The organism is Streptomyces sp. MS191, assembly GCF_008042125.1.
GTDB lineage: Bacteria > Actinomycetota > Actinomycetes > Streptomycetales > Streptomycetaceae > Streptomyces.
The window spans coordinates 178,137-201,928 of sequence record NZ_RDBI01000057.1; the positions used below are offsets into that span (position 1 = coordinate 178,137).

The window sequence follows — 23,792 nt, forward strand, 5'->3', positions numbered from 1 at the left end:
CACCGTAGCCGGACAGCCTGACGATCTCCTGGAAAATACTTTCGATACGCGCCCTGGTGCGGTGTCAGGGCTGCGCGGCGGGGCAGAGGTCTCCGGGCGCGGCGCTACCGTCATGAGGGTGACGGGAAGCAATGCCGACCAGCGGTGGTCCGAGTCGATGCCGGCGGCTTATGAGCAGTACCTCGTACCGGTGGTCTTCAGGCCTTTCGCCGAAGAGCTGACCGCGAGGGCGGCGGCACTCCGCCCTCGGCGAATCCTCGAACTGGCCGCGGGGACGGGCGTGTTGACATCGTGCTTGCTCGCGACAGCACCGTCGGCCGACGTGACGGCTACCGACCTGAACGAGGCCATGGTCGCTTTCGGGTCGGCCCGGGCGCCGGGAGCCGTGTGGCGGCAGGCCGACGCGCAGCGGCTCCCGTTCCCGGACGGAGGCTTTGACCTGGTGGTATGCCAGTTCGGCGTGATGTTCTTTCCCGACCGGGTCGCGGCCTTCACGGAGGTCCGGCGGGTGCTGGCCTCGGGCGGCCGGTTCTTGTTCAACACCTGGGGCCCGCTCGGGACGCACGGCTTCGAAGTCGCGCTGCAGGCAGGGCTGGAGCGGGCTCTTCCGGTCGACCCACCGCGATTCTTCCCCACGGTTCCGCATGGCTACGCCGACCCCGCTGCCGTGGCCGCTGATCTGGCGGCTGCCGGGTTCACCGTCGAGGAGGAGCAGGAGCTGACGCTTCAGGGCCGGGCCGCGTCGACCGCCGACCTTGCCACCGGGTACCTCACCGGGACACCGGTGCGCGCGGCCGTTGAGGAGCGCGGCGACGGACCAGCTGTCCGGGCCACCGTCATCGAGGAGATGACTGCCCGCTTGGGCCCAGGGCCGGTCACCGCCCCGATGACGGCGTACGTCTTCCGTGCCGCGGCCTGAACACAGGGCGCGCCGGCGCCGAGGACGGGCGTGAGATGTCAGGATGGGGCACATGTTGCCTGATGCGGCACTGGGTCTGTCCGGGTGCTCTCCCCGGGCGCGCGACGACGGCCGCGCCCGGCCCCCGGACTGCCACGATGGCCGGTCTGCTGCGTTCGCGGCGGACCGCGGCCCGGCTACGGTTGCCTCACATGACCCCTACCGAGATCGAGATCACCGCGGAGCTGGTCCGGGACCTGTTGCGCGACCAGCATCCCGACCTGGCCGACCGGCCGGTGAGGCTCGGCGCGCGTGGCTGGGACAACCAGCTGTGGCGGCTCGGCGACGACCTCGCCGTCCGGCTGCCCTGGGCGACGCAGTCCGCCGACGCGCTGCTGCGCAAGGAGCACGCCTGGCTGCCCACCCTCGCGCCGCGCCTGCCTCTGCAGGTCCCCGTCCCGCAGCGGCTCGGGGAGCCCTCCGACAGGTTCCCGCGTCCGTGGATCGTCACCACCTGGGTGCCGGGCGAGCCCGCCGACCGCGCCCCCGCCACGCGCGCAGAGGACGCGGCCACCAGCCTGGCCGACTTCCTGACGGCTCTTCACCGTCCCGCCCCCGACGACGCGCCCGTCGGCCGCGGCCGCGGGGGACCGCTGGCCGACCATGCCGAGGGGTTCGCCGAGGGGCTCGCCTCGGCCACCGAGATGGGCCTGATCCCCGACCCGGAGGCGGTCCGCACCGTCTGGGAGGACGCCGTCGCCGCACCCCCGTGGGCAGGCCCGGCACTCTGGCTCCACGGTGACCTGCATCCCGCGAACATCCTCACCGCGGACGGCACCTTCTGCGGCGTGATCGACTTCGGTGACCTCTGCGCCGGCGATCCGGCCTGCGACCTCGCCGCCCCCTGGACGCTGCTGCCGGCCGGTGCCGTCGACCGCTTCCACGAGGCGTACCGGCCGGCCGCGGACACCGCGACGCTGCGCCGGGCCCGCGGCTGGGCCGTCATGCGCGCCCTCGGCGGCATCCTCATCGGAGAGGCCGGCCTCCGCGGGCGCCCGGGCGGCAAGGCGACCTGGGGCCCACCCGCCCACGCCGCGATGCGACGACTCGTCGCATCGATCCGCCGGCCCGTCGGGCACGACGGAGCGGCCGATGCCGCCGACGCTCCTCGCCCGGCGTGAACGAGCCGTCCACGTGCGGGATCCGCCGGTCAGGGCCGCAGACCCGCCCGCTTCAGTGCGACCTCGCTGAGCGTGGCGATGACGTGCTGATCCCCCTGGCGCCAGGCGTCGGCGAGACCGCCCGGCGGGACGGGAAGCGCGGCGAGGTCGCGCGGCGGGCCGGTGAGAGCGCGCAGGGCGAGCAGGTCGGCTCCTCCGGGCGCGTCGGCGAGGCGCCGCATGGTCATGCTGCGCCGGATCCAGAGCAGGCGCGGGGGCAGCCACAACAGGAGCACGAAGGCCACCGGGACGACGATCAGAACGGTCGTGGTCACGGTGGCGACGTGGCTGACGGCCTCCTGCAGCGATTCCCCGGCGTCGGCGAACCCCGTACTGGCGTCGGCCGCGGACTGGAGCGGCTTCCTCAGCAGGCCGCCGACGAGCGGCACGTCCCCGGCCGCGTCACCGGCGTTGCCGAGCTCATCGGCCAGGCCGTCGCCCGCGCTTTCGACCTTCCGCCCCGGCTCGGCCAGACGCATGATCGCTTCGCGGACGGCGAAGGCGCCCCACACCACCACGGCGATGAGGAGTAAGGCGATCAGATCAACGAGCACCTGACGGTTCCGACGTGCGGGAGTCTGAGCGTAGAGGCGCATCGGCGGGGCCCCGTTCGAGTCATGGTGTCGAGGAAGATCGGCCCTGTCGGGCGCGGGTCGGCCGACCGTACGTCGGACTCAACCCTTCCACCTCTCTGCTCGGACAAACGTCCATGACACGACCGGGGCTTCGTCGTTCAGGGCGTAGCCCGTCCGAAGCGGGTGGCCTTGAGGCCGTGGACCGCAGCGCTCAGCCGCGCCAGATGGCTCCACCGCCCGAAAGCCGCAGAGTCTGATCATGGCCATGCCCATGCGTGCATGATGGACCCTCACACGCGCACGCCCAAGGGGAGATCATGCGAACCACCCGTCTCGTCGCCGTCTTCGTCGGCGCCATGGTCGTCGGACTGTCGGCCTGCACCTCGTCGCCGAAGCCCGACTCCGCCCCCTCGATCAGCACCGGGCCCGCGCCGTCGATGAAGGGCTTCATGCCCGACATCATCGGCGGAAGCGTCGCGGGAGCCGTCGCCCAGCTGGAGGGCACGCTGCGGGTGGACGACGCGTCCGGGCAGGGTCGGGTGGTACCGACCGACGGCGCCGCCACGGGCTGGAAGATCTGCACGCAGCAGCCCGGCCCGGGCGCCGCGCTCGACGGTGGGCAGAAGATCATCCTCGGAGCGGTGAAGACCGGCGAAAGCTGCTGACATCAGGGGAGGCGGGCCCGGTCGCGTCGGCCTCCGGCCCGCCTGACCCTTGCTCACAGGGCACACGATCGTTCCACCGCTGACCGGCGAGCGCGGGGAGCGGCCGAGCCTGGTGGTGACAACACCAGGCTCAACACACCCTCCCTCCACTGTCGGTTCACTGCCACGGTGATCGCATGACCCAGCGCACCACTCTCATCACCGGCGCGACCCAAGGCATGGGCCGCGCTCTCGCACTCGACCTGGCCTCGCGTGGCGGCACCGTACTGCTGCACGGCCGGAACCGTGACCGGCTGGAGGCCGTGGCCGCCGAAGCGCGGGCCACCGCCCACGACGTCACCGTCCGTACCTACCTCGCCGATCTGGCCGACCTGGACCAGGTGCGCGCGATGGCCGACGAGATCCGAGCGGCGGAGACGCACCTCTCCGGCCTGATCAACAACGCCGTGGCGGGCGGCGGATCCGATCCGTTCACGCGCGAGCTGAGCCGCCAGGGCCACGAACTCCGATTCGCCGTGAACCACCTCGCTCCGTACGCCCTCACCAGGGGACTGCTTCCCCTGCTCACCGCCTCGGCCCCCGCCCGCGTGATCAACGTCGCCTCGATCGGCCAGGAGGCCGTCGACTTCGACGACGTCATGCTGGAACGCGACTACGAGGGCCTGCGCGCCTACTGCAGAAGCAAGCTCGCGCTCATCACCGCGACCTTCGAGCTGGCCGCGGAACTCGACGGCTCCGGCGTCACGGTGAACACACTCCACCCCGCCCACCTCATGGACACGGAGGGCGTCCGCGCGTACGGCCTGACCCCCGTCATCGGCACCGACGAGGGCGTCCGCCCGACCGTGCGGCTGCTCCTCGACCCGGAACTCGCCACCACCACGGGCCGCTACTTCGACCGCTTCACGGACACCCGCGCCCATGACCAGGCCTACGACGCCGAGGCCCGCGAGCGCCTGATGGAGCTGACCCACCGCCTCCTCGGCCACAGTCAGCAGCTGCGCGGCGCGACCAGAACGGATGCGTAGGCGAGGCGCACGAGCCGGGCACGGTCGCAGGCGTGGAATCAGGGGCCGGTGTTCACATGGGCGGCGATCCGGGCGATGGTCCGGGCGTTGTCCTCGAACAGGTGGCTCCGCATGCCCGCCGCTCGGGCCGCTTCGATGTTGACCGCGACGTCGTCGACGAAGAGGCAGTTCTCCGGGCGCACGTCCAAGCTGACGCAGGCGGCCTCGAAAGCCCGCCGGTCGGGCTTGGCGAGGCCGATCTCATGGGAGTAGACGATCTGCTCGACCAGTTCGTCGAATCGGTACAGCTCCGCCTCCCGTTCCCGGGCGCCGACGAAGCTGTTGCTCAGGATGCCGAGCCTGCACGAACCCCGCAGTCCTCGCACGTAGTCGATCAGTTCCTCGTTCGGCGTCCCCAGGTACTCCGTCCAGAGATCGGCCATGAACCCTTCGACCTGGTGGGCGTCGAGACCCAGGCGCGCCGCCACCTGCTCGTGCACGTCTCGTTCGCCGATGCTCCCGAGGCTGCCGGCACGCCACACATCGCGCATCCGCTCGTTCACGGTGCCCGACGGCAGCTCGAGCCGTTCCTCCCACCGTCGCACCCACCCCGTTTCCGGCGTGATCTCCAGTACGCCGCCGATGTCGAGAATGACGCAGGTCGCGGTCACGCGAAGTCCCCTCTTCCGTCCTGCCGGCCGGCGAGCGCACAGCGCTCGCCGAAGTGATCCACGGAGACACTGTCGTCCCTCGCCCCGAGGCGAGGTCAAGTGATCTTGGAACCCTGTGACAGCTCTGTCGCGAGCCGCCATGTCGCGGCTGAGCCGACCGCGGTGACCGGTCGGGCATGCGAGGGGGTGCTCATGCTGATCGCGACGGCGGGGCTGCCCGGCCGGACAGGACCTGGTGACCGTCGGTCGGGTCAGTCCGCGGCGTCGTGGGCGGCACGCGCGGCGAGCACCTCGTCCATGTGGTCCTCCGCCCAGTCCTTGATCGCGCGCATCACCGGGAGCAGTGAACGGCCGAGCGCGGTCAGTTCGTACTCGACGCGGACGGGGACGGCCGGCGTCACGGTCCGCGACACGAGCCCGTCCCGTTCCAGGTGCCGCAGGGTCTGCGTGAGCATCTTCTGACTCACGCTCGCCAGCGTGCGTTGCAGGTCGGAGTAGCGCCGAGGCCCGTCGGCAAGGGCGTTGACCACCAGACTGACCCACTTGTCGGCGATGCGGTCCAGCAGCTGCCGTGCGGGGCATCGGGCGAGGTAGGCGTCGTAGGCGGTGCTCGCCTCAGCCCGGCGCTCGGCGGCGGTGCGGGTCGGCATGGCTCTCCTCACGGTGCCTGACGCACCCTGAAGTGCGTACTTCCCGCCGGAGAGTAACAGTCCGTACGTTCTGCAACATGACTGCTGAAGAGTTCATGCGAGCGGTGGTGGCCCGTGGCCACGGCGGATCCGAGGTGCTCGAGTCGGTGACGGTTCCGATACCGGAGCCGGGCTTCGGGCAGGTGCGGATCCGCGTCGAGGCCGCGACCGTCCAGCCCGTCGACCTGGCCACCCGTTCCGGCGCGCTCGTCGAAGCCGGGCTGATGGCGGCCCGCGAGCGCACGGGCATCGGGTGGGACGTCGCGGGTGTGATCGACGGGATCGGAGCCGGCGTCGGCACGTTCGCAACGGGACAACGGGTGATCGGGCTGCGCGACCTGCTCGACGTGCCGCTGGGTGCCTACGCCGAACACCTGGTCCTGGACGCCACCGCGGTCGCCTCCGCTCCGCCCGGTGTCTCCGCCGCGGCCGCGGCGACGCTGCCGTTGAACGGCCTCACGGCACTCCAGTCACTCGACCTGCTCGGTCTCTCCGCGGGCGACACCGTGCTGGTGACGGGAGCGGCAGGCGCGGTCGGCGGCTTCGCCGTCGAACTGGCCGGCCGGCGCGGGCTGCGCGTCGTCGCCCAGGCCGGCCCCGGTGACGAGACGTGGGTCCGCGATCGCGGTGCCCGATGGATCGTCGCCCGTGACACCCGCGACCTGGCGGACGACGTCCGGCGGCTGGTGCCGGGCGGAGTCGACGGCGCGCTCGACACGGCGGGGCTCGGGGTCCGTGCCCTGGCCGCCGTCCGCACCAGGGGCGCGTACGTCACCGTGGTCGGTGGTTCGGCCCCGCCCCCGCTGCGGGGCGTCCGGGTTCACCAGCAGTGGATCAGTGCGGACGGGACCGCCTTGGCGGAACTCGCGGCCATGGATCTCACTCTGCGGGTGGCCGGCACCCTCCCGTTCGAGCGCGCGGCCGAGGCGCACGACCGGCTCGCCGCCGGCGGGATGCGCGGTCGACTCGTGCTCGTTCCCGCCGAGCGGACCTGATCCCCGGGAGGACACCCTTCCGCGGTTGTCCACTCCGGATGCGGCGCGGACCCGAGAAGATCGCCCGGAGGGACCTGGTGGTCCATCCGGTGCGTACCGCGCGATGGAGGGGAGCAGGTGACGAGGCACACCCCATCGCCTGAGGTATGCCTGTCACATGGATGACCACCGAAGGGGCTTCGTCCCGCGCCTCCACCGACGCGGTGGTCGACTGCTGCTCGTTGTGCCCTTCGCGCTGATCGCGGCGGTGACCGTGGTCGACGTCCTGGTCCCCCCTGACGTTCACCTCGGACCGTTCCTGATCGCCGCGCCCGCGATGACGGCGTCGTTCGCGGGACCGCGCATGACGGCTCTCGTGGGCGCCGTCGCCGTTGTGGCCCAGTCGGTCGTGGCGCTCGCCCGCACGAGCATCACCGATCTCAACCACACCTACCAGATCATCGCTCTGGTCCTGATCTCGATCATCGCGACCTTCTTCGCCCACCTGCGAGAGCGCGACGAGAACAGGGTGCGGCGCTTGCGCTCCATCGCCCATGCGGCCCAGAAGGTCGTCCTCCGGCCGATCCCGGACCGGGCGGGCCCCCTGCGCATCGCCTCGGTCTACCTGGCGGCCGAGGAGGAGGCACAGATGGGAGGCGACCTGTACGCGATGGCCCGGACGGCCGACGGGACCCGACTGCTCATCGGAGACGCCAGGGGGAAGGGGCTCGACGCGATCAGCGAGGCCTCACTGGTCCTGGGCGCCTTCCGCGTCACGGCCCGCGAGCAGGAACTGCCGGAACTGATCAGGCATCTGGAGGCGGGCGTCGGCTCCTCGACGGAGGAGACCGAGAGCGCGAGAGCAGCGGCGACGGACGACGCCGAGGAGGCCGACGATTCCGGCGAGGCCTTCGTCACCGCGCTGGTGCTGGACATCCCCGACGACGAGCCCGTCCTTCGCCTCGTCAACTGCGGTCACCCGCCGCCGCTGCTCCTCAGGGCAGGGAGCGTGATCCCCCTGGAGACGGCCGACCCGAGCCCGCCGCTGGGACTGGCGGGCGTCCTCGCCCCCGACGTGACGGTGGAGACCTTTCCCTTCGACGTGGGCGACGTGCTGCTCCTCTACACGGACGGGGTCATCGAGGCCCGAGACCCGACGAGGGCTTTCTACCCCCTGACGGATCGGCTCACGGCCTGGGCCGGAGACGACCCGCCGAGCCTGCTCGGCCATCTGCGGGCCGACCTGCACGCCTACGCGGGCGGCCATCTCGGTGACGACGCGGCGCTGCTCGCGGTCGAGCGCCTCGGGTGAGAACCCGCCCGTCCGCTCCCGCCGGCGGTGCCGCCTTCCGCCGGATGCGCCCCCGGCGGGTCCGCCTTCCGCACCGGCCGATCCGGAACCGCGTCTCCGCCCACGCCTCTCCGCCCACGCCTCCACCCTGGGSGCGGCACTACGAACAGGACGGCGTCGCCGCCCCGTTCGCGCGGATCCGGCAGAGCTCGATCAGCCGCTCCCAGGCCGGCACCGGCCTGCCGGTCTGCGCTGCCATGAGGGTGACGGCGACCAGGCCGTCGATGGCCAGCACCGGTTCGGCGCCCTCCGAGTCAGGTGTCCGAAGGCCACCGAAGGCGTTCACCTCGTCCGCGAGGCCTTCCAGGCGCGGGTCGTCGCGATCCCATCCGGCGGCCTGGTCGGCGGTCAGGTACAGCCGCTGGAAGGCGGGATCCTCGAACAGCGCCTGCTTCTGCCGCGCCCACTGCGCGACCTGGTCGGGGTACTGCGCCACGAGCAGGATCCACGTGTCGCGCTCGGTCCGTACCGTCTGGGGGCTGAGCCCGACCTCGCGGAGCCGGTCCAAGAGGACCACGACCTCCGAGGGCAGGAACAGCGCCTCGCCCGCGGCCAGTTCGGCGATCCGGCGCCGGCGTCGATGCAGGTCCCGGATCTGCTCCTTCAGATCGCTGTCGATGTCCGCGACCGCCGTGGCGAACCCCTCGGGAGAGGCGCCCATGAGCTCCTCGATCCGCGCCAACGGGACACCGGCGTCCGACAGGGTCTTGATGCGGACGAGGGCGACGATCGCGTCCGCCCCGTAGCGCCGGTACCCCGAGGCGTCACGCTCGGGCTCGGCGAGCAGGCCCCGCTGGTGGTAGTGACGGATGGCCCGCACCGTCACGCCAAGACATGCCCCGACCTGGCCGATCGTCAGCATCTTCGGTCCCCCGGAGAATCAGCGGCCGAAGCCGCTTGACCCTGACCCTGCGTCAGGGTCCGACGATCTCATCATGAACACGACGACAGCAACCCGACCGGCCTCCGGACCCGCCTCCGCCCCCCGGACCGCCCTACTGGGCAAACCCCTGCTCAAGCGAGTGGTTCACGCAGGCGGCCGACTGCTCATGGCCGCCTGCGCGGTGACCGAGCTGCTTGCCGTGGCCCCCTCGGCGTACGCGGCACCCGTCCGTACCGACCACCTCGAGATCCAGCGTGTGCTGGACCGGGCGGTGGCCGACGGCGGTGTCCCGGGCATGCTCACCGAGATCCGCGACGGCCGCGACACCTGGTTCGGCACCGCGGGGGTGGCCGACACCGCGACGGGCCGGGAGCGCCGGCCGCAGGACCGCTTCCGGATCGGCAGCACCACGAAGACGTTCACGGCCACCGTGATCCTGCAACTCGCCGCCGAACGCGAACTCGGCCTCGACGACCCGGTGGAGAAGTGGCTGCCCGGCGTCGTGCGCGGACCCGGCTACGACGCCGAGAAGATCACCGTCCGCCACCTGCTCAACCACACCAGCGGGATCTTCGACTACGTCAACGACCCCGTGATGCGGTCCCGAGGCGCGGGCCTGCCGTTCCTCCGGAGCCGCTTCGACGGCTACCGCCCCGAGCAGCTCGTGGAGATCGGCCTGTCCCACCCGCCGACCTTCGCTCCGGGCACCGGTTGGGGATACTCCAACACCCCCTACATCCTCGCCGGACTGATCATCGAGCGGGTGACCGGCAGGTCCCTGTCCGACGCGTTCGCACAGCGCATCACCCGGCCGCTCGGGCTGACCGGGACGTACTTGCCGCGCGGCGACGACCCGCTGATCCACGGACCCCACGGCCGGCACTACTCGAAGCTGATGCTGACCGAGCCCGACGCGGCCGTCCACGACGTGACCGAGCTGAACTCCTCCTGGGGCTGGGCGGCAGGCGGGATCGTCTCCACGGCCGGAGACCTCAACCGGTTCTTCGGCGCGCTGCTGGGCGGACGCCTCCTGCCCCACGCCCAACAGCAGGACATGTTCACGATGGTCGCCACCAAGAACTGGATCCCCGACACCACCTACGGGCTGGGCGTGGCTTCGCAGCGACTCGCGTGCGGCGTCACGGTCTGGGGCATGGGCGGTGCCATCAACGGCTCCTGGACCTACACCTTCGGCACCCGCGGCGGCCGGCGCACACTCGCGGTCAATGCCAACGGTGACTGGAACGACCCGATCGCCACGTTCACCGAGCTCCTGCAGAGCGAGTTCTGCCCCAGCGCCGCTCCGGCGGCGAGCAGGTAGCGGCCCGCTCACGCGGGGACGGGCGGCGAGAACGCCGGCGCTCCGGGGAGGCGACCGACGTGCGGGCCGGACGACGACGGCACGGTCCTTGCCGTCGGAGCCCCGAGCGGCCTCCGCGGGATCACTGCTCGTGGACGCGCCTGCACACGACGAATCCGGGTTCGATCTCCGAGCATTCGAAGACCGGCTGGGTGATCGCCGCCGTCGTCGTCAGACCCACGTCCCCCGCATGGCCCTCGGGGTGGTACGCGAGAGAGAAGTGTCCGGACGCATCGGGGTACTTCTCGAGGAGGCCGCGGAACTCTCCGATCAGTCCGCTGTATTCCTCGGGGATGGCTTCGCTCCTCTGGCGCTGCTCCGTCATGGTCGACTCCCTGATGAGAGAGTGGCTGGTATCGCCTCGAGGGGAAGTCCTGGCCGTCGACGACGTACCACCGCTCGATGGATGGGGACCCCTCCTCCAGCTTCACACGACGGACCCGTCTGCGCAGCGTGCGTCACGCGGGTCGGGAGCTCGGCCCCCTCGCGTCACCCCGGTTCCCCGTCGGCGGCGGTGTCCGGGGCGGGGGAGCGGGAGCAGGAAGCGTGCGGGGGGCCGTCGCAGGTCGAGGGTCCGGGGCACGGAGCGCCCCGGGGCGTCGCGAGGGGCACGCCGTTGGCGCGCAGCACGTCGCGGACCCGGAGGATCAGGGGGAAGACCTCGTGGTTGCGGTCCTCCCCCTGCTCGTCCCAGGCCCGCTGCTCCGCCTCGACCGCCCTGCGGTCCTCCGCGAACACCCGCTCGGTGAAATGCCGCACGAACGGCCAGGCCACGAGCAGGGCGGCGGGAATCCGCGGCTTCTCGATCATGAGCAGGCCGTAGACCCGGCACCTGCGCTGCTCCGCGTCCTCGGGGACGTACGCCGCCCAGAGGCGGAAGGCCGGAGCGTCCGCATGCTCCGGGACCAGGTCGAGCGTCTGGTACGGGTACTCGGTGCGGATGGTCATGACGTCACGGGAGTCCCCACCGCCGATTCCCTCGCGGGCCAGCAGGCCGGCGCTGCGGCTGCGCTTCCCGCCGGCGTGGGTGAACAGGTACCGGGCCTCCACCGAGCGCTCGTCGCTCCGGAATCCGAGCAGCTCGGGGTGGAGTCTGCCGACGACGCCCCGGTGAAGGAACTGGTGGTTCATGTCCAGCAGGTTCTCGTGCATGAACGAGTAGTGGCAGCGAACGGTGCGGGAGTACGTCATGGTCCGGTACCGCGGGGAGCCGAAGGCCGGCAGGTCGGGGAGGGGCGTCGACGCCGCTTTCCCTGGATCGCCGGGGAAGGCGAACACCAGGCCGTACGCCTCGCGGACGGGATAGGAGCGCACCCCGCGCGGCGGCCGGCCATCGCCCTTGGACAGGTAGGGGATCTGCGAGATGCGGCCGTCGCCGCGGTAGGCCCAGGCGTGGTAGCAGCAGCGGAGGGCCTCTCCCTCGACGACCCCCATGCTCAGCGGCACCTGCCGATGGGCGCACCGGTCCTCCAGGGCGTGGACCGCACCGCTGTTCCCCCGGTAGAGCGCGATGCGCTCGCCGGCGAAAGCGGTCGCGATCACCCGGCGGCGCTTCACGCTCCGGGACAGGGCGACCGGGTACCAGTGGTCGGGATGCGCTCCGACGCGCCGGAGGTCCACCGTGTCCGACCGCGGATCGGGGTGCCCCGGCAGCAGATCACGTGCCGTTCCGTCGACGTCGGTCATGGCGCTCCCTACGGGGTTGGGACGGCACGTCCATCCTGACGGCCGTCTCACGCCCCCGCCCGTCCAGCGCCTCCGGACGGGGGTACGGTCACGGCCGACGTCAGGGTCGAGGCGGTCGCGCTCGACACGGCCGGGAGCGGCAGATCGGCACCAGCGGCCGGGATGACGCGGTCAGGCGGGCTGCCACAGCTCGATCCGATTGCCCTCGGGATCGGTGACCCAGCCGAACCGGCCGACACCCTCCATGTCCTGCGTCTCCTCGGCCACGTCCGCTCCCTTGGCGCGCAGTTGCGCGAGCATCGCGTCCAGATCGCCGACCCGGAAGTTGACCATGGTCCGCTGCGCGCGGGATCCGAAGTAGTCGGTCCCGGACTCGAACGTCGCGAACACCGTCACCCCCGTCTCCTAACGCCACAGGCCGTTCTCATCGGCGTCCAGGCCCAGGCAGTCCCGGTACCACGCGTTCAGCGCCGCCGGATCGGCGGCCCGCAGGAAGTAGCCGCCGATTCCCTTCACACGTTCCATGCCGTCATCCTGCCAGGACCGCGATCGGGCGGCCCCGGCACGACACCCCACCTGCCTCCCGTTCGCCGGGGGACCCGTCGGGACCCGGCTGCGTTCCGCAGGTGGAGTACGGCGTACGGCCGGTCCCCGAGGTCCGGTCCGCCCGACCGCGGCTGATCCTCGGGAGGCCGTCAGCCGGTGCAGCCCGGGATCGTGCCGACCGGGCTGCAGTTGTTCGGTCGGTTGTCGCGGACGACGTCACCGTCGAGGGTGAGGGCGCCGGAGGCCTTGAAGATGCCGCCGCCGTCGCCCGCCCGGTTATGGGTGAGGGTGTTTCCCTTCAGGGTGGTGGTGCCCAGGCCGGTGGACCCTCCGGCGTGGTAGAGCCCGCCTCCTTCCGCGGTGCCGTTCCTCGCGGTGGCCGTGTTCCGGAGGACGTGGTTGCGCGTGGCCGTCAGGGTTCCGCCGTCGGGGTTGTCGAGGCCGGCGCCCTGGGCCGTGCCGTTCGGCGCGTCGACGGTGTTGCCCGTGATGTGGCTGCCCGTCAGGTCGAGGGTGCCGAAGGGCCCTACGCGGACACCGCCACCGCGCGCGGTGCCGTTCCTGGCGACCGCTCGGTTGCCGCTGATCCTGACCTTGCTCACGGTCATGAGGCCGTTGTTCGCGAGGCCGCCGCCCTGTGCGGTGCCGTGCGGAGCGTCCGACGTGTTGTCCGTGACGGCGCCGCCGGTCACCGTCAGTCTGCCGGGTTCCGGGATGCCGTTGGACAGGGCGGCACGCGCGAACCCACCCGGGGCGTAGGAACGGTTCCTGCTGATGATCGTGTCCTTGACGGTCGTCTCGGCGAAGCTGATGATGCCGGCCCCGAAGGCGGTGCTCTGGGTGTCCTTGGTGACGGTCGCGGTGTTCGCGGTCAGTCGCGAGCGGCTGACCGTCAGCGGTCCGTCGTTCGCGATGGCGGCGCCGGCGGCGCCCCCGCCGGCACCGGTCCCGCTGTAGACGACGTGGTTGCCGGTCACTTCGGTCTCGCTCACGCTTCCGGTACCGGGGCTGTCGACGGCGCCGCCCTGGGCGAACACGTCGGACCGGGCCGTGTTGCCGACGAACTTGCTGCGGGTCACCTTCATCGTTCCGGTGTTGGAGACACCGCCGCCGCAGACGATGCCCGGGACCTGCTCCTCGAAGAAGGGGCAGTCCACGGCGTAGCCGCCCCTGATCGTGACGCGGTCGAGTCTCAGATCGCCCGTCCCCGCGACGAAGAGGATGCGGAACTTCCGGGCCTTCGTGTCGCGGGCGATCGTCGCGCCGCGGCCGTCGATGCGGATCTCGCCGCGGATCTCGGGCAGTCCGTTGCCGGGACTGCCCGCGGCGGGCGCCGTCAGCCGGTACGTGCACCCGCGTGCCAGCCGGAGGGTGTCCGGGCCCGCCGAGCTGTTCGCGGTGTTGATCGCCGCGACGAGATCCGGGACCGAGCAGCGCACCTCCACCGCGGCGGCGTGAGCGGCCGGCGCCGGTACCGCGACCAGCGCACCCGCCACGAGGCCGAGGACGGCCGGCGAACGACGACGAGACATCAGGACTCTCCATTCTGCGGTGAACGGCCGGCGTCGGGGGATCGCGATCGACCGGGCCCAGCCCACCACGCGCGGTCCCCGCCGGCTTCCCGGCGTGATCCGTCCGGGGCGGGCGCATGGCTCGTCCGGGCGAGTGGTGGCCCGGACGGAGCACTCCGTCCGCGTTCCGCAGCCGCGCCCCGGACAGCGGGCGCGGTGTGTCCCTTCGCGTTCGGCGACGGGGCACCGGACACCCTGCGAGGGGGCACCCGCGGGCTCGGCCGCGTCAGTCCCCTTCGTGTCCCGTGACAGCCGGCCCCGGGGCACGCCGGGCCCGCCCGGACAGGCAGCCGAGGCGGTCGGCGGTCACCGGGGCGCCCTCCGCCACGTTCCGGTCGTAGGTGACCTTTCTGACCGCCGCCTGCCGGGTGCCGACCGCCACGTCGAGGTACGCGCCGGTGCCGGCGACGACCTGCCTGCGGGCACCGGGGAGCGCCGCCGCCAGAGTGGCGGCCTCCGTCTCCCGCCCGGCCGGGTACCGGATCACCGCCGGACCGTCGGGACGGATCCGCGGTGCGGTCGCGGAGGTGTCGGTGACGACGAACCCTCCGGCCTTCAGCGCCGATGCCGCCCCGGCCTCGTCCACCCGCACCCTGATTCCGGCGGGGTTGCTGGGCGCCGGAGTCCGGGGGACCGGCTGGATGCGGCGGTCGCCCGTGATCGGCCGGTCCTGGGCCAGGGCCTTCCACAAGGCCTGCGAGCGGGCCTCGTGCCAGACCAGCGTCGATCCGACTCCCGGCACGCGGTGGTCGAACAGCCGGATCGGGACGGTGGCGAACTCCGTCCGACCGGGACTCAGCCGCGCGAGTGCCATGCCGATACGGGCGAGGTCGAGGGCGTCCGTGTGCCCGTCGGTCCGTACCGACTTCAGCAGCGTGACCGCGGTCCCGGCCGCCGCCACCGGATCGGCCAGCGCCCCCTCGGCGGTCAGCCGGGTCAGCAGGTCGGAGACGGTGCGCTGCTGGCGCCGTACCCGGCCGAGATCGCCCGGCCGATGAATGTGCCGGGCCCGGACGTAGCGCAGTGTGCCGTTGCCGTCCGCGTGGTGCATGCCCGGTGCGAGGTCGAGCCCGGAGTTCTCGTCCGTCAGGTGCTCGTCGGTGCACAGGGTCGCGCCGCCCAGCCCGTCGACGGCCTTCTCGAATCCGGTGAACCCGGTCTCCAGGTAGTGGTCCACGTGCAGTCCGGTGACCTTCTCGACGGTCCGCACGGCCAGCGTCCCGCCACCGCGGGCGTACGCACCGTTGATCTTGCCGCGGACACCGCTGCCGTCGGCGTACTCGACGTAGGAGTCCCGGGGCAGGGACACGACGCTCATGCGGCGACGGTCCTCCGAGAGGTGCACGAGCATCATCACGTCCGTGCAGTTGCACCCCTTGCCACCGACGTGCAAGCGGTTCTTCTCCGCCTTCGACAGACCGGCACGGCTGTCGACGCCGACGACGAGGATGTTCGTCCCGTGTCCCGCGGCGGTTCGGCCGGCCGGCGAACCGGCCCAGGCCGCTCCCGAGACCAGAGCGGTCAGCACGGCGACGGTGGTGGCGGTACGCAGCAACGCGACCTCCCTGAGGCTGGGGACCGGCGCGTGGCGTGTCGCCGTCGACGGTCGGCGGATCGGATGCCCGACGCTAGCGACCGCCCGCCGTCCCGCCCCGGCTACACGCCGGAGACTGCCCCTGCCGGAGCACCGTCGGCACCGTAATGGAGCGCCACGGTGTCCACCGCGGGCCGTGCGCGCCCCGCCCGGCCGAGGGCGAACGCCCGCAGCAGGTTTCCCGTCACGGTGCGCGTGAACGCCCCGGCCCGGCCGTCCAGGCCGTGGTTCGCCTTCCCGTCGCCCGGGCCGTGCGCCTCCAGGGACTCCACCCAGCGCATCGTCCCTGCGGCGAACAGGCCGGCGCCGGACGGCAGGGAGGCGTACACGGTGTCCGCGTACGACGCACGCCCCTTGCACACCACCGGCGAGTGGGCCAGGACCTCCATCGGTCGCGGTGTCGGATACCGGAGGTCCACCCGGTCGTACTCCACCCCCACCAGGTGCGCGAAGGAGTCGCCCGCTGCCACCCCGGTGCCCGCCAGCAGCCAGTGGTCGGGCCGCGCCACCACGTAGGGCGCGTCGACCGGATACCCGTCGTACATCACACCCAGCAGACGGCTCTCGGGTTCCGGAGCGGGCCGGCGCCGGAAGTCGTTCGTCGGCGGCAGTCCGCGGCGGAACCCCGGATCCCGCGCGTAGTCGTCCTTGTAGCAGACCACGGTCCGGTCGGCACCGGTCGTGGACGCCTCGAACCGGACGCGCCGGTAACAGCAGTTCGCCCCGAACACCGCGAGGTTCATGCCGGCGTCCCGGGCCTCGGTGACGTGGCGCCGCTGCTCCGGGCTCCAGTACTCGTCGTGCCCCGGCGACAGCAGCGCCGCCGCCCCGGACAGCAGGGACCTCTCGCGTGCCACGTCGACACCGGTGGCGTACGCGAGGGGGAGGCCCATCCGCTCGGCCAGCGCGAGCAGCGGCGCTTCGTACGTCAGGAACAGACCGGCCCCGTGCGCGTTCCGGTAGGGCCGGTCGAAGCTCACCGCCAGGGACCGCGAACCCTTCTTGCCCGTCGTCCCCTTGTACAGGTCGGCTCCGCCCCAGCGGTTGTACGCCTGCCAGGTGGCGACCGCGTTGACGAACACCGTGCGCCCCGCCGTCGACGCGGACCGCACGGTCACCGGGACGTACCGCTGCGCCCGCTCGCCGCCGACCGTGTCCAGCCGCAGCAGGTAGCAGCCCTCCGGCCACCCCGCGGTGCCGATCCGCGCGCTCTCCTGCCACCCGGCCCATGCCGTCCGGGTGCCGGCGTCGACCCGTGCCGCCGGCTGGAGGAGCCCGGGCAGCGCGGCGGAACGCCACACGAGCCGCGCCCGGGTACCGCCGTACCAGCCCATGCGATACGCCGAGACCGTGTAGGACGGCGCGGTCGTCGACACCCGCAGGGCGAGCGTCTCGCCGGACAGGACCGAACTGCGGTCGGCGAACCCCTCGATGGCGCGAGCGGCCCCGGCGCGGGTGATCCGCCAGTCCGCGGCGCCGGGACGCAGGTTCTCGGCCCGCACGTCGAACCAGCCGGCCCCGCCCTCCACCGCGGAGGCGGCACCCGTGGGCACGGACGAGACGGCGACCGCCGCCGCGAGTCCCAGCACCTGCCGTCGCGTGGGCCCGGGACCGCGCCCGCGATCCGGCCGCCCACCGTTGCCGTCCTGTCCCACCGCGACTCCTCACCTGCCCACTCCGTGCAGCACCCGGCCCGGCCCGCCACCGTACGTCCGCAGGTTCGTCGCGGACGCCCGACAGCCCGGAGCGGCCGCACGCTCCGTCCGCGGTCACCGGTTCGGACGACCGGAACGAAGGCGACCCGCCCGCGGGCGGCCCGGCGCGGGTCGAACACCGGGCTCGCGGTACCCGGTTGGAGGAGGCTGTCGTCGCGGACTCCGGCGGACGTGGCCGCCCGTGTCAGGCGATCAGCTCGGCGACGCTCCGGGCCGTCAGCCACAGGCCGAGGAGCAGGGAGAGTGCGACGACCAGCTGTTCCTGATGCTGCTCAAGCCGGCTTCGCAACGCGTTCAGCCGAGCGTCCGCCCGCCCGGGCGCACAGACGGTGTACGTCTCCATGACGATGAGACTGAGCGTGGCCAGCAGGCAGTAGCCGGTCAGCGCCAGCCAGTCGGCGAGGGTGGAGAGGTTCGCGTCGACGGCGGTCGCCGCGCCCGCGCCGACCATGGCCCAGGGCTGCAGCAGCCAGGCCAGGCCGGCCGCCGTCGACAGGGAGGCGTCGTCGATCCGGGCGGTCCACCGCGGCGGACCGTGCGGGCGGGGAGGCCGCCGGCGCCGGTGCGCGCCGTACAGCACCAGCGCCAGGCCGATGGCGAGCTTGACGGCGGTCGCGGCCGTCGAGGGCGCGCTGTGGCGGGCCGGGGGCTGACCGCCGGTCAGCAGCATCACACAGGCGATCACCGCGATCAGGTTGACCAGCCATGACAACAGGAACGCCAGGCCCTTGCGCATCCCGCGCCGCGAGGCGAGCAGGAGGATGAAGGCGCTGTTGTGCAGGGGCCCCAGGGTGATGGCCGTGCCGATCACGATCAGATCGAGGACCATCGGAGGAGGCGCTCCTGGCTGTCGGTGCCGTCCGGAACCGGAGCCGGGTGAACGGTCGGCGGATCCGGGCGGCTCCGCGGGGCCGCCTCCCGACTCTGCTGGCGGCCGTCCGATCGGTCAAGCAGGCCACGCCCGCGTCTCACCGTGCCGTGCTCGGGCGGCGCAACGCGGACCGAGGGCCCGCCTCCCCCTCAGGGGGAGCGGAGACCGCGCATGCCGGGAGCAGAAGCCGGCTGCCGGTCCGGTACGCGTCACCGGCCTTCCGCCGGGCGCTGTCACCGTCGACGAACCCGTGGTCGCCGTCCGCGCCGCGTCCGGCATCGACGTCGCGGTGCGTGCCGTCGTCCGTCAGATGCGGGACCGACCGGATCACTCTGCGACGGGCAGGCACTCGGCGAGTAGATCGACGATGTCCTGCCAGGCTCGCTGTGCGTGCCGCGGGTGGTGGCCGACACCGGCGCGCACGGTGTGGTCGACCGGTGGGTGGTGGAAGGCGTGCAGGGCGCCGCCATAGACCACGAGGCGCCAGTCGACGCCCGCGGCCTGCATCTCGGCCGCGAACGCGTCCCGTTGCGCCGGCGGCATGATCGGATCCTCCGATCCGACCCCGGCCCACACCGGGCAGCGGATGCGGGCCGCCTCGCCCGGTCGGCCCGTGGTCAGCGCGTTGACCGTCCCGATCGCGCGCAGGTCGACGCCGTGGCGTCCGAGCTCCAGCGCGATCGCGCCTCCGGTGCCGTAGCCGACGGCGGCGATCCGGTCCGGGTCCGTTCGCGGCTCGGCACGCAGCACGCCGAGCGCCGCGTGGCCGATGTCCCGCATCCGGTCGGGGTCGGCGAGCAGCGGCATGCAGCGGGCCAGCATCTCCTCGGGGTCGGCCAGATGGCGCCCGCCGTGGAGATCGAAGGCCAGGGCCACGTATCCCAGCTCGGCCAGGGCATCGGCTCGACGCCGTTCGACGTCGCTGAGCCCCGGCCCCTCGGGACCGACCAGGACCGCGGGCCGGCGGTCGCCGCCGGCGGGGAGCGCGAGGTGCCCGACCATGGTGAGGCCGTCGGCCCGGTATTCGACCGTGCGTGTGGTGACCGTCGTCATGAGCCGGACTGTACTGACCGTCGGGTCCGCCCGGGCCGCTGTTCACCGGAGGCGGACGGTGGCCTTCAGCGAGAGGGCCGCGCCGCCTGCCGAGTCGGAGGGCTGACCAGCCCGTCCCCGGCGCGCTCATCGGCCCGTCCCCTCCCGCGCGGCGTCTGCGCCGGAGCGACGGTGAGGACCCGGTCGGCGACGCCGTCGCGCAGACGGGGCGCAGGTCCCCGACGTTCGTCGACGCGCGCGGGAGGCGCCCGCCGTGTTACCCAGCGACGCGAGACCTACGACCGCGGTGACGGCGCCGTCGTCCTGCCCTACGACACCGGGCGCGGCTGCGTCCTGCTCACCCGCCAGTTCCGCTACCCGGCCTACGTCAACGACCATCCCGACGGCATGCTCGTCGAAGCAGCCGCGGGGCTGCTCGACTCGGAGGATCCGTCGACCGCCGTCCGGCGGGAGGCGGCGGAAGAACTCGGCGTCACCCTCGGCCCGCTCACCCGAGTCCTCGACGCCTACTTGAGCCCCGGCTCCGTCACCGAGCGCCTCCACGGTGCACCGGATGTCCGCGCGCCGGCGCAGTTCGTCGTCAGCGGATGTCGTAGGTGAGGTGCGTCGCGGTGGATGTCGCCGTCACGCTCCGCTGCACGAGTGTGCGGGGTGTCGCGCCGGTGAACAGGGGTGTCCCCGCGCCCAGTACGACGGGCGCGAGGTGGAGCGTCAACGTGTCGACCAGTCCGGCCTCGATGGCCGAGCCGACGGTGGCGCCGCCGCCCATGAGGACGACGTCGAGGTCCTGGCCGGTGGCCGCCGACGCGGCTTCGGCACGCCGGCGCGCGGTGTGGACGGCGTCGGGGAGGCCGGTGGTGATGAAGGTCCAGTCGAGGTCGGTGAGCCGGACCGACCGCGGTGGCGCGCTGGTCACGACGACGAACGCGGGCTTGCCGACCTCGCCGGCGCCGTAGCCGGTGGTGTCGTCCCAGCCGCCCGGGCCGTCGACCACGTCGAAGAGCCGGCGGCCGAGGACGACTGCTCCCGAGCGGGCGGTCCCCTCGTGCAGGTACCGGCGGTCGTCGGGATCGTCGGAGAACGCCCAGGTGTGCAGGGCCTCGCCGCCGGTGCCCAGACCATTGTCCGGGCCGGGGTCGGGTCCGGTGACGAAGCCGTCGAGAGAGACCGAGATGTCGGCGATGATGCGCGTCATACCAGGACAGACTAGGCCCTGTCCGGGCGGTTTTCTCGGGCCCGGACAGGACCTGGCGCCTGGGTCCGCTGCCCGACCTCGTCGCCCGTCGGGCCGATCTGCGTGTCGCGGCTCGGGCGCTTCGCCGGGGGACGCGTGGGGCGACGACGGACGGGAAGGCGTCCGCGGGTCATCCGCCTTCGGCGTCCTCGGCCTCCCAGCGCAGCAGGTCGCCCGGCTGGCACTCGAGTGCTTCGCAGAGCGCGGCGAGGGTGGCGAAGCGTACGGCCTTGGCGCGGCCGTTCTTGAGGACGGCCAGGTTGGCGGGCGTGATGCCCACGCGGTCCGCGAGATCGCCCACGGACATCTTCCGCCTGGCCAGCATCACGTCGATGTCGACGGCGATCGGCATCAGATCACCTCGTCCAGCTCGGCCTGCATCTGTGCCGCCTCGCCGTCGCGCGCGACGGCCTGGGCGAGCAGCATCCGCAGGACGAGCACGACGAGCGCGACCCCCAGGATGGCCAGGCCGATCCCGCCCATGATCACGGTGACGCCCGGGTCTTCTCGCTGGCCCGGCGCGTTGACGGCCGTGACGGCGAACCACAGGAGGGCGGCCGCCACGATCGCGCCGATCACGCCGTCCACGTACCGGAAGGCGGCGTCGGAGAACACCGTCCCGCGTCGCACCATCGTCACCAGCCGCCACACGCAGACCAGGGCGACCTGGGCCGACACCATGCCCAGGATCGTGATCAGGCGCAGCGGGGTCAGCGGGAGCGACCCGTCCTCCGGGTCGGTGGCCAAGGCCCACACCATCGACGCCTGTACGAACACGGTGCCGGCGAGCACCACCGCGAGCACGGCGCGCAGCGCCCGCACGGTCAGCTTTCCCATGGCCCTTCCTTCCATCGAGTTCCGATGGAAATCTATCGATAGTCGATAGTCGTGGCAAGGGGTCGGAGGGAGGTCCTGATGGCGGCCGTGGATACCCGATTCTCGGCACAGCGCGGCTGCGCCCTCGTGGCCGACGCGGCAGCGCAGGCGCACCCGGGCTCGCCCCACTCCGGCGGCGCGGCCCGGCAGGCATCGGACCGGCCCTCTCGGGTCTTCCTTCTCGGGCTTTGCCCCCGCCTTTGCTCGAACAGATGACGAGGAAACGGTGAATATGGAGCCTGCTTGGCTCCCGCTCATGCTCCAGCCGGAAGTGGGCACATGACGGTCGTGGCGGGAGTCGCCTGTCCGGCTGTACGACGCACCCGCCGCGCTCCTGAAGCCCCGACGTACGCGGAGGTATCGATGAAGACATCAAAGATCGCCTACAGGCCGGTCGGTCTGGCCCTGGGCGTCGCCGGCGGTCTCCTCGCCGGGGCCGTCTTCAAGGAGGCATGGAAGCGGATCGGGCACGAGGAGTCCGCCCCGGACGCGACTGACGAGGACCGGACCTGGCGGGAGATCCTCATCGCCGCGGCCCTGCAGGGCGCGATCTTCGCCGTCGTCCGAGCGGCTGTCGACCGGGCCGGCGCCACTGCCACGCGGCGTCTGACAGGAACCTGGCCCGGCTGACGGCAGCCGGGCACGACGCGTGCCCACCGCCTCCCTACGGCTGCCGGGCCCTCGCGGACGGGAGCCCGACGCGAGGAACCCACGGCGTTCGGGCTCGCTCGGCGCCGACCGGCGGCGGCAGGAGGGGCGGGCGGTGGTCCCGCCCGCGGACGCGGAAGCGCGGGCTGCATCGGACCGTGCCGAGTGGGCAGTCGCCGGCCGACAACCTCGAAAGGAGGGGTCGACCCATGACCCGTCAACCCACCTCACACCCCTCGCACGGCGAGGGGCCCAGCAGGCACGAAGGAACCGAGCAACACGGCTGGTCGCCCGACGTGGACGCCACCCGGCAGGAGGAGAACCCGAGCGCCGAGCGCTCGTTCCACCCCGAGAAGCACGCCCCCGACTCGCCGTCCCGCTCCGCGCGTTCCACCGGACGCCAGAAGGCCGACGAGGGCACACCGGTGAAGAGTGACAGCCGTCGCGGTGAGGAGCAGGCCGGGAAATCCGGCACGGAGAAGGGCCGACAGGACTTCGGTCCCCGCGGGCGCTCGCAGCGTCCCAGCGGCGGAAAGGACGCGGAGGCGTACACCGGTGTCGATCCCCAGCACCCGCCCGAGCGCCACCGGCGCGGATGACGGCACCCGCCCGGACAGGAACGTCGGCGGTCGGTGCGTGATCCTGCGGGCCCGGAAGGATGCCCGCGCGCGGGCAAAGTGGCCGTGCGGGAACTCAAGATCCGGACCGCCGACGTGCTTGAGGGGTGTGCGTGGGGTACAGGCAGATCATGGAACAGGAACAGGGCGGGTCACAGCCCCAGGACGCGCTGCTCGCGGGGCTGCGCGTGGACGCGAGCAGGCCGGAGCAACCGGTTCTGCTGGACGGATCCGGAGCACCGATCCGGACGTGGCGGGAGAACTACCCGTACGACCGGAAGATCAAGCGGGCCGAGTACGAGCGAACGAAGCGCGTGCTCCAGATCGAGCTGCTCAAGCTGCAGCGCTGGGTCAAGGAAACCGGCGCGCGCCTGGTGGTGGTCTGCGAGGGCCGGGACGCCGCCGGCAAGGGCGGCACGATCCAGCGGTTCACCGAGCGTCTCAACCCGCGTGGCGGCCGCATCGTGGCCCTGGACAAGCCGAGCGAGCGCGAAGCCGGCCAGTGGTACTTCCAGCGCTATGTCGCCCACCTGCCCGATCGCGGGGAGGTCGTCTTCTTCGACCGCTCCTGGTACAACAGGGCCGGTGTCGAGAAGGTCATGGGCTTCTGCACCGACGAGGAGTACCAGCGCTTCCTGCGCCAGTGTCCGGCCTTCGAGGCCATGCTCGTCGAGGACGGCATCCTGCTGGTCAAGTTCTGGTTCTCGGTCTCCCGCGCCGAACAGCGCACTCGCTTCGCGATCCGCCAGGTCGACCCCGTGCGCCAGTGGAAGCTCTCACCCACGGACCTGGCCTCGCTGGACCTGTGGGACGCCTACACCACCGCCAAGGTCAACATGTTCCGCGCCACGGACACCGCCCATGCTCCGTGGACCGTCGTCAAGAGCAACGACAAACGCCGCGCCCGCCTGGAGGCGATGCGCAGCCTGCTGTGGCGCGTCGACTACGCCGGCAAGGACGGGGACGCCGTCGGCCCGCCGGATCCGCTGATCGTCGGCGCCGCCGACACCCTGCTCGAGGAAGGGGAGGAAGCCGCGGACCTCTCGCCCACCCCCCTGGGCCGGTGGGGGGGCCCGGTGGGGGGGCCC

General features: G+C 72.4%; 24 protein-coding genes and 2 pseudogenes. 11 read left to right on the forward strand and 15 right to left on the reverse strand.

Going from position 1 to position 23,792, the window contains the following annotated elements:
- Nucleotides 1–112: 112 nt before the first annotated feature.
- Together EAO71_RS25830 and EAO71_RS25835 are read left to right on the forward strand one after the other, a co-directional pair.
- The gene (locus tag EAO71_RS25830; RefSeq protein WP_261992353.1) at nucleotides 113–919 is read left to right on the forward strand and encodes a class I SAM-dependent methyltransferase; all 807 of its coding nucleotides are present in this window, start codon (nucleotides 113–115) and stop codon (nucleotides 917–919) included.
- Nucleotides 920–1,110: 191 nt separating this feature from the next.
- Entirely contained in the window at nucleotides 1,111–2,079 is a 969-nt protein-coding gene (locus tag EAO71_RS25835) for an aminoglycoside phosphotransferase family protein (RefSeq protein ID WP_147980204.1), read from the forward strand.
- A gap of 29 nt (nucleotides 2,080–2,108) precedes the next feature.
- On the opposite strand, the gene EAO71_RS25840 is transcribed toward EAO71_RS25835, so the two are convergent.
- A complete protein-coding gene (locus tag EAO71_RS25840; protein WP_261992354.1) occupies nucleotides 2,109–2,672 on the reverse strand; it encodes a hypothetical protein in 564 nt (187 codons plus the stop codon).
- Nucleotides 2,673–3,010: 338 nt separating this feature from the next.
- On the opposite strand from EAO71_RS25840, the gene EAO71_RS25845 reads away from it, so the two are divergent.
- Both EAO71_RS25845 and EAO71_RS25850 read left to right on the forward strand, forming a co-directional pair.
- Nucleotides 3,011–3,358 carry a PASTA domain-containing protein gene (locus EAO71_RS25845; protein WP_147980206.1) on the forward strand — a complete coding sequence of 116 codons (348 nt, stop codon included), beginning with the start codon at nucleotides 3,011–3,013 and terminating at the stop codon, nucleotides 3,356–3,358.
- 176 nt (nucleotides 3,359–3,534) lie between these two features.
- Entirely contained in the window at nucleotides 3,535–4,386 is an 852-nt protein-coding gene (locus tag EAO71_RS25850) for an SDR family NAD(P)-dependent oxidoreductase (protein ID WP_147980207.1), read from the forward strand.
- A 38-nt stretch (nucleotides 4,387–4,424) separates the two neighbouring features.
- Here the strand turns inward: EAO71_RS25850 and EAO71_RS25855 are convergent, their stop codons facing one another.
- Both EAO71_RS25855 and EAO71_RS25860 read right to left on the reverse strand, forming a co-directional pair.
- Nucleotides 4,425–5,036, reverse strand: coding sequence for an HAD family hydrolase (locus tag EAO71_RS25855; protein ID WP_147980208.1), 612 nt, complete (start codon nucleotides 5,034–5,036; stop codon nucleotides 4,425–4,427).
- A gap of 251 nt (nucleotides 5,037–5,287) precedes the next feature.
- Nucleotides 5,288–5,686, reverse strand: a complete 399-nt coding sequence (locus tag EAO71_RS25860; RefSeq protein WP_147980209.1) for a winged helix-turn-helix transcriptional regulator — start codon at nucleotides 5,684–5,686, stop codon at nucleotides 5,288–5,290.
- Between the two features lie 77 nt (nucleotides 5,687–5,763).
- Here EAO71_RS25860 and EAO71_RS25865 point away from each other — a divergent pair, with 77 nt between their 5' ends.
- Nucleotides 5,764–6,720, forward strand: coding sequence for an NADP-dependent oxidoreductase (locus EAO71_RS25865; RefSeq protein ID WP_261992355.1), 957 nt, complete (start codon nucleotides 5,764–5,766; stop codon nucleotides 6,718–6,720).
- A gap of 157 nt (nucleotides 6,721–6,877) precedes the next feature.
- Nucleotides 6,878–8,011 (forward strand): PP2C family protein-serine/threonine phosphatase, encoded by a 1,134-nt coding sequence (locus EAO71_RS25870; RefSeq protein WP_147980210.1) that lies wholly within the window; start codon nucleotides 6,878–6,880, stop codon nucleotides 8,009–8,011.
- Between the two features lie 139 nt (nucleotides 8,012–8,150).
- Here EAO71_RS25870 and EAO71_RS25875 read toward each other — a convergent pair whose 3' ends face one another.
- Nucleotides 8,151–8,912 carry a MerR family transcriptional regulator gene (locus EAO71_RS25875; RefSeq protein WP_147980211.1) on the reverse strand — a complete coding sequence of 254 codons (762 nt, stop codon included), beginning with the start codon at nucleotides 8,910–8,912 and terminating at the stop codon, nucleotides 8,151–8,153.
- Nucleotides 8,913–9,099: 187 nt separating this feature from the next.
- Here EAO71_RS25875 and EAO71_RS25880 point away from each other — a divergent pair, with 187 nt between their 5' ends.
- On the forward strand, nucleotides 9,100–10,254 hold the full coding sequence (locus EAO71_RS25880) for a serine hydrolase domain-containing protein (protein WP_147980245.1): 1,155 nt from the start codon (nucleotides 9,100–9,102) through the stop codon (nucleotides 10,252–10,254).
- Nucleotides 10,255–10,375: 121 nt separating this feature from the next.
- Here the strand turns inward: EAO71_RS25880 and EAO71_RS25885 are convergent, their stop codons facing one another.
- The 8 genes and pseudogenes from EAO71_RS25885 to EAO71_RS25920 all read right to left on the reverse strand — a co-directional run bounded on the left by EAO71_RS25885 (nucleotide 10,376) and on the right by EAO71_RS25920 (nucleotide 19,329).
- Complete coding sequence (locus EAO71_RS25885) at nucleotides 10,376–10,618, reverse strand: hypothetical protein (RefSeq protein ID WP_147980212.1); 243 nt, start codon at nucleotides 10,616–10,618, stop codon at nucleotides 10,376–10,378.
- Nucleotides 10,619–10,782: 164 nt separating this feature from the next.
- Entirely contained in the window at nucleotides 10,783–11,979 is a 1,197-nt protein-coding gene (locus EAO71_RS25890) for an aromatic ring-hydroxylating oxygenase subunit alpha (RefSeq protein WP_147980213.1), read from the reverse strand.
- A gap of 171 nt (nucleotides 11,980–12,150) precedes the next feature.
- Nucleotides 12,151–12,504, reverse strand: a pseudogene (locus EAO71_RS39770) (VOC family protein).
- A gap of 170 nt (nucleotides 12,505–12,674) precedes the next feature.
- Nucleotides 12,675–14,057 carry a hypothetical protein gene (locus tag EAO71_RS25900; RefSeq protein ID WP_147980214.1) on the reverse strand — a complete coding sequence of 461 codons (1,383 nt, stop codon included), beginning with the start codon at nucleotides 14,055–14,057 and terminating at the stop codon, nucleotides 12,675–12,677.
- Nucleotides 14,058–14,322: 265 nt separating this feature from the next.
- Nucleotides 14,323–15,651, reverse strand: a complete 1,329-nt coding sequence (locus tag EAO71_RS25905; protein WP_147980215.1) for an LCP family protein — start codon at nucleotides 15,649–15,651, stop codon at nucleotides 14,323–14,325.
- Nucleotides 15,652–15,752: 101 nt separating this feature from the next.
- Complete coding sequence (locus EAO71_RS25910) at nucleotides 15,753–17,279, reverse strand: N,N-dimethylformamidase beta subunit family domain-containing protein (RefSeq protein ID WP_261992358.1); 1,527 nt, start codon at nucleotides 17,277–17,279, stop codon at nucleotides 15,753–15,755.
- Nucleotides 17,280–17,589: 310 nt separating this feature from the next.
- Nucleotides 17,590–18,234 (reverse strand): GAP family protein, encoded by a 645-nt coding sequence (locus tag EAO71_RS25915; RefSeq protein ID WP_147980217.1) that lies wholly within the window; start codon nucleotides 18,232–18,234, stop codon nucleotides 17,590–17,592.
- A gap of 369 nt (nucleotides 18,235–18,603) precedes the next feature.
- Nucleotides 18,604–19,329: a dienelactone hydrolase family protein gene (locus tag EAO71_RS25920; protein WP_147980218.1), complete on the reverse strand. Its 726-nt coding sequence runs from the start codon at nucleotides 19,327–19,329 to the stop codon at nucleotides 18,604–18,606.
- Nucleotides 19,330–19,578: 249 nt separating this feature from the next.
- Between EAO71_RS25920 and EAO71_RS25925 the strand changes: the two are divergent.
- Nucleotides 19,579–19,872 (forward strand): annotated as a pseudogene (locus EAO71_RS25925) (NUDIX domain-containing protein); the annotation flags it as partial.
- Between the two features lie 37 nt (nucleotides 19,873–19,909).
- On the opposite strand, the gene EAO71_RS25930 reads toward EAO71_RS25925, so the two are convergent.
- The 3 genes from EAO71_RS25930 to EAO71_RS25940 all read right to left on the reverse strand — a co-directional run bounded on the left by EAO71_RS25930 (nucleotide 19,910) and on the right by EAO71_RS25940 (nucleotide 21,400).
- Nucleotides 19,910–20,524 carry a dihydrofolate reductase family protein gene (locus EAO71_RS25930; RefSeq protein WP_147980219.1) on the reverse strand — a complete coding sequence of 205 codons (615 nt, stop codon included), beginning with the start codon at nucleotides 20,522–20,524 and terminating at the stop codon, nucleotides 19,910–19,912.
- A 169-nt stretch (nucleotides 20,525–20,693) separates the two neighbouring features.
- Nucleotides 20,694–20,915, reverse strand: a complete 222-nt coding sequence (locus EAO71_RS25935; RefSeq protein ID WP_147980220.1) for a helix-turn-helix domain-containing protein — start codon at nucleotides 20,913–20,915, stop codon at nucleotides 20,694–20,696.
- Nucleotides 20,915–21,400, reverse strand: a complete 486-nt coding sequence (locus tag EAO71_RS25940) for a DUF2975 domain-containing protein (protein WP_147980221.1) — start codon at nucleotides 21,398–21,400, stop codon at nucleotides 20,915–20,917. The genes EAO71_RS25935 and EAO71_RS25940 overlap by 1 nt, the downstream gene beginning before the upstream one ends.
- 402 nt (nucleotides 21,401–21,802) lie before the next feature.
- Between EAO71_RS25940 and EAO71_RS25945 the strand changes: the two genes are divergently transcribed.
- The 3 genes from EAO71_RS25945 to ppk2 all read left to right on the forward strand — a co-directional run.
- Nucleotides 21,803–22,069: a DUF4235 domain-containing protein gene (locus tag EAO71_RS25945; RefSeq protein ID WP_147980222.1), complete on the forward strand. Its 267-nt coding sequence runs from the start codon at nucleotides 21,803–21,805 to the stop codon at nucleotides 22,067–22,069.
- 227 nt (nucleotides 22,070–22,296) lie between these two features.
- The gene (locus EAO71_RS25950; protein WP_147980223.1) at nucleotides 22,297–22,686 is read left to right on the forward strand and encodes a hypothetical protein; all 390 of its coding nucleotides are present in this window, start codon (nucleotides 22,297–22,299) and stop codon (nucleotides 22,684–22,686) included.
- A 149-nt stretch (nucleotides 22,687–22,835) separates the two neighbouring features.
- Nucleotides 22,836–23,792 (forward strand): polyphosphate kinase 2 (gene ppk2, locus EAO71_RS25955; RefSeq protein WP_147980224.1); only part of this gene is annotated, 957 nt, incomplete at its 3' end.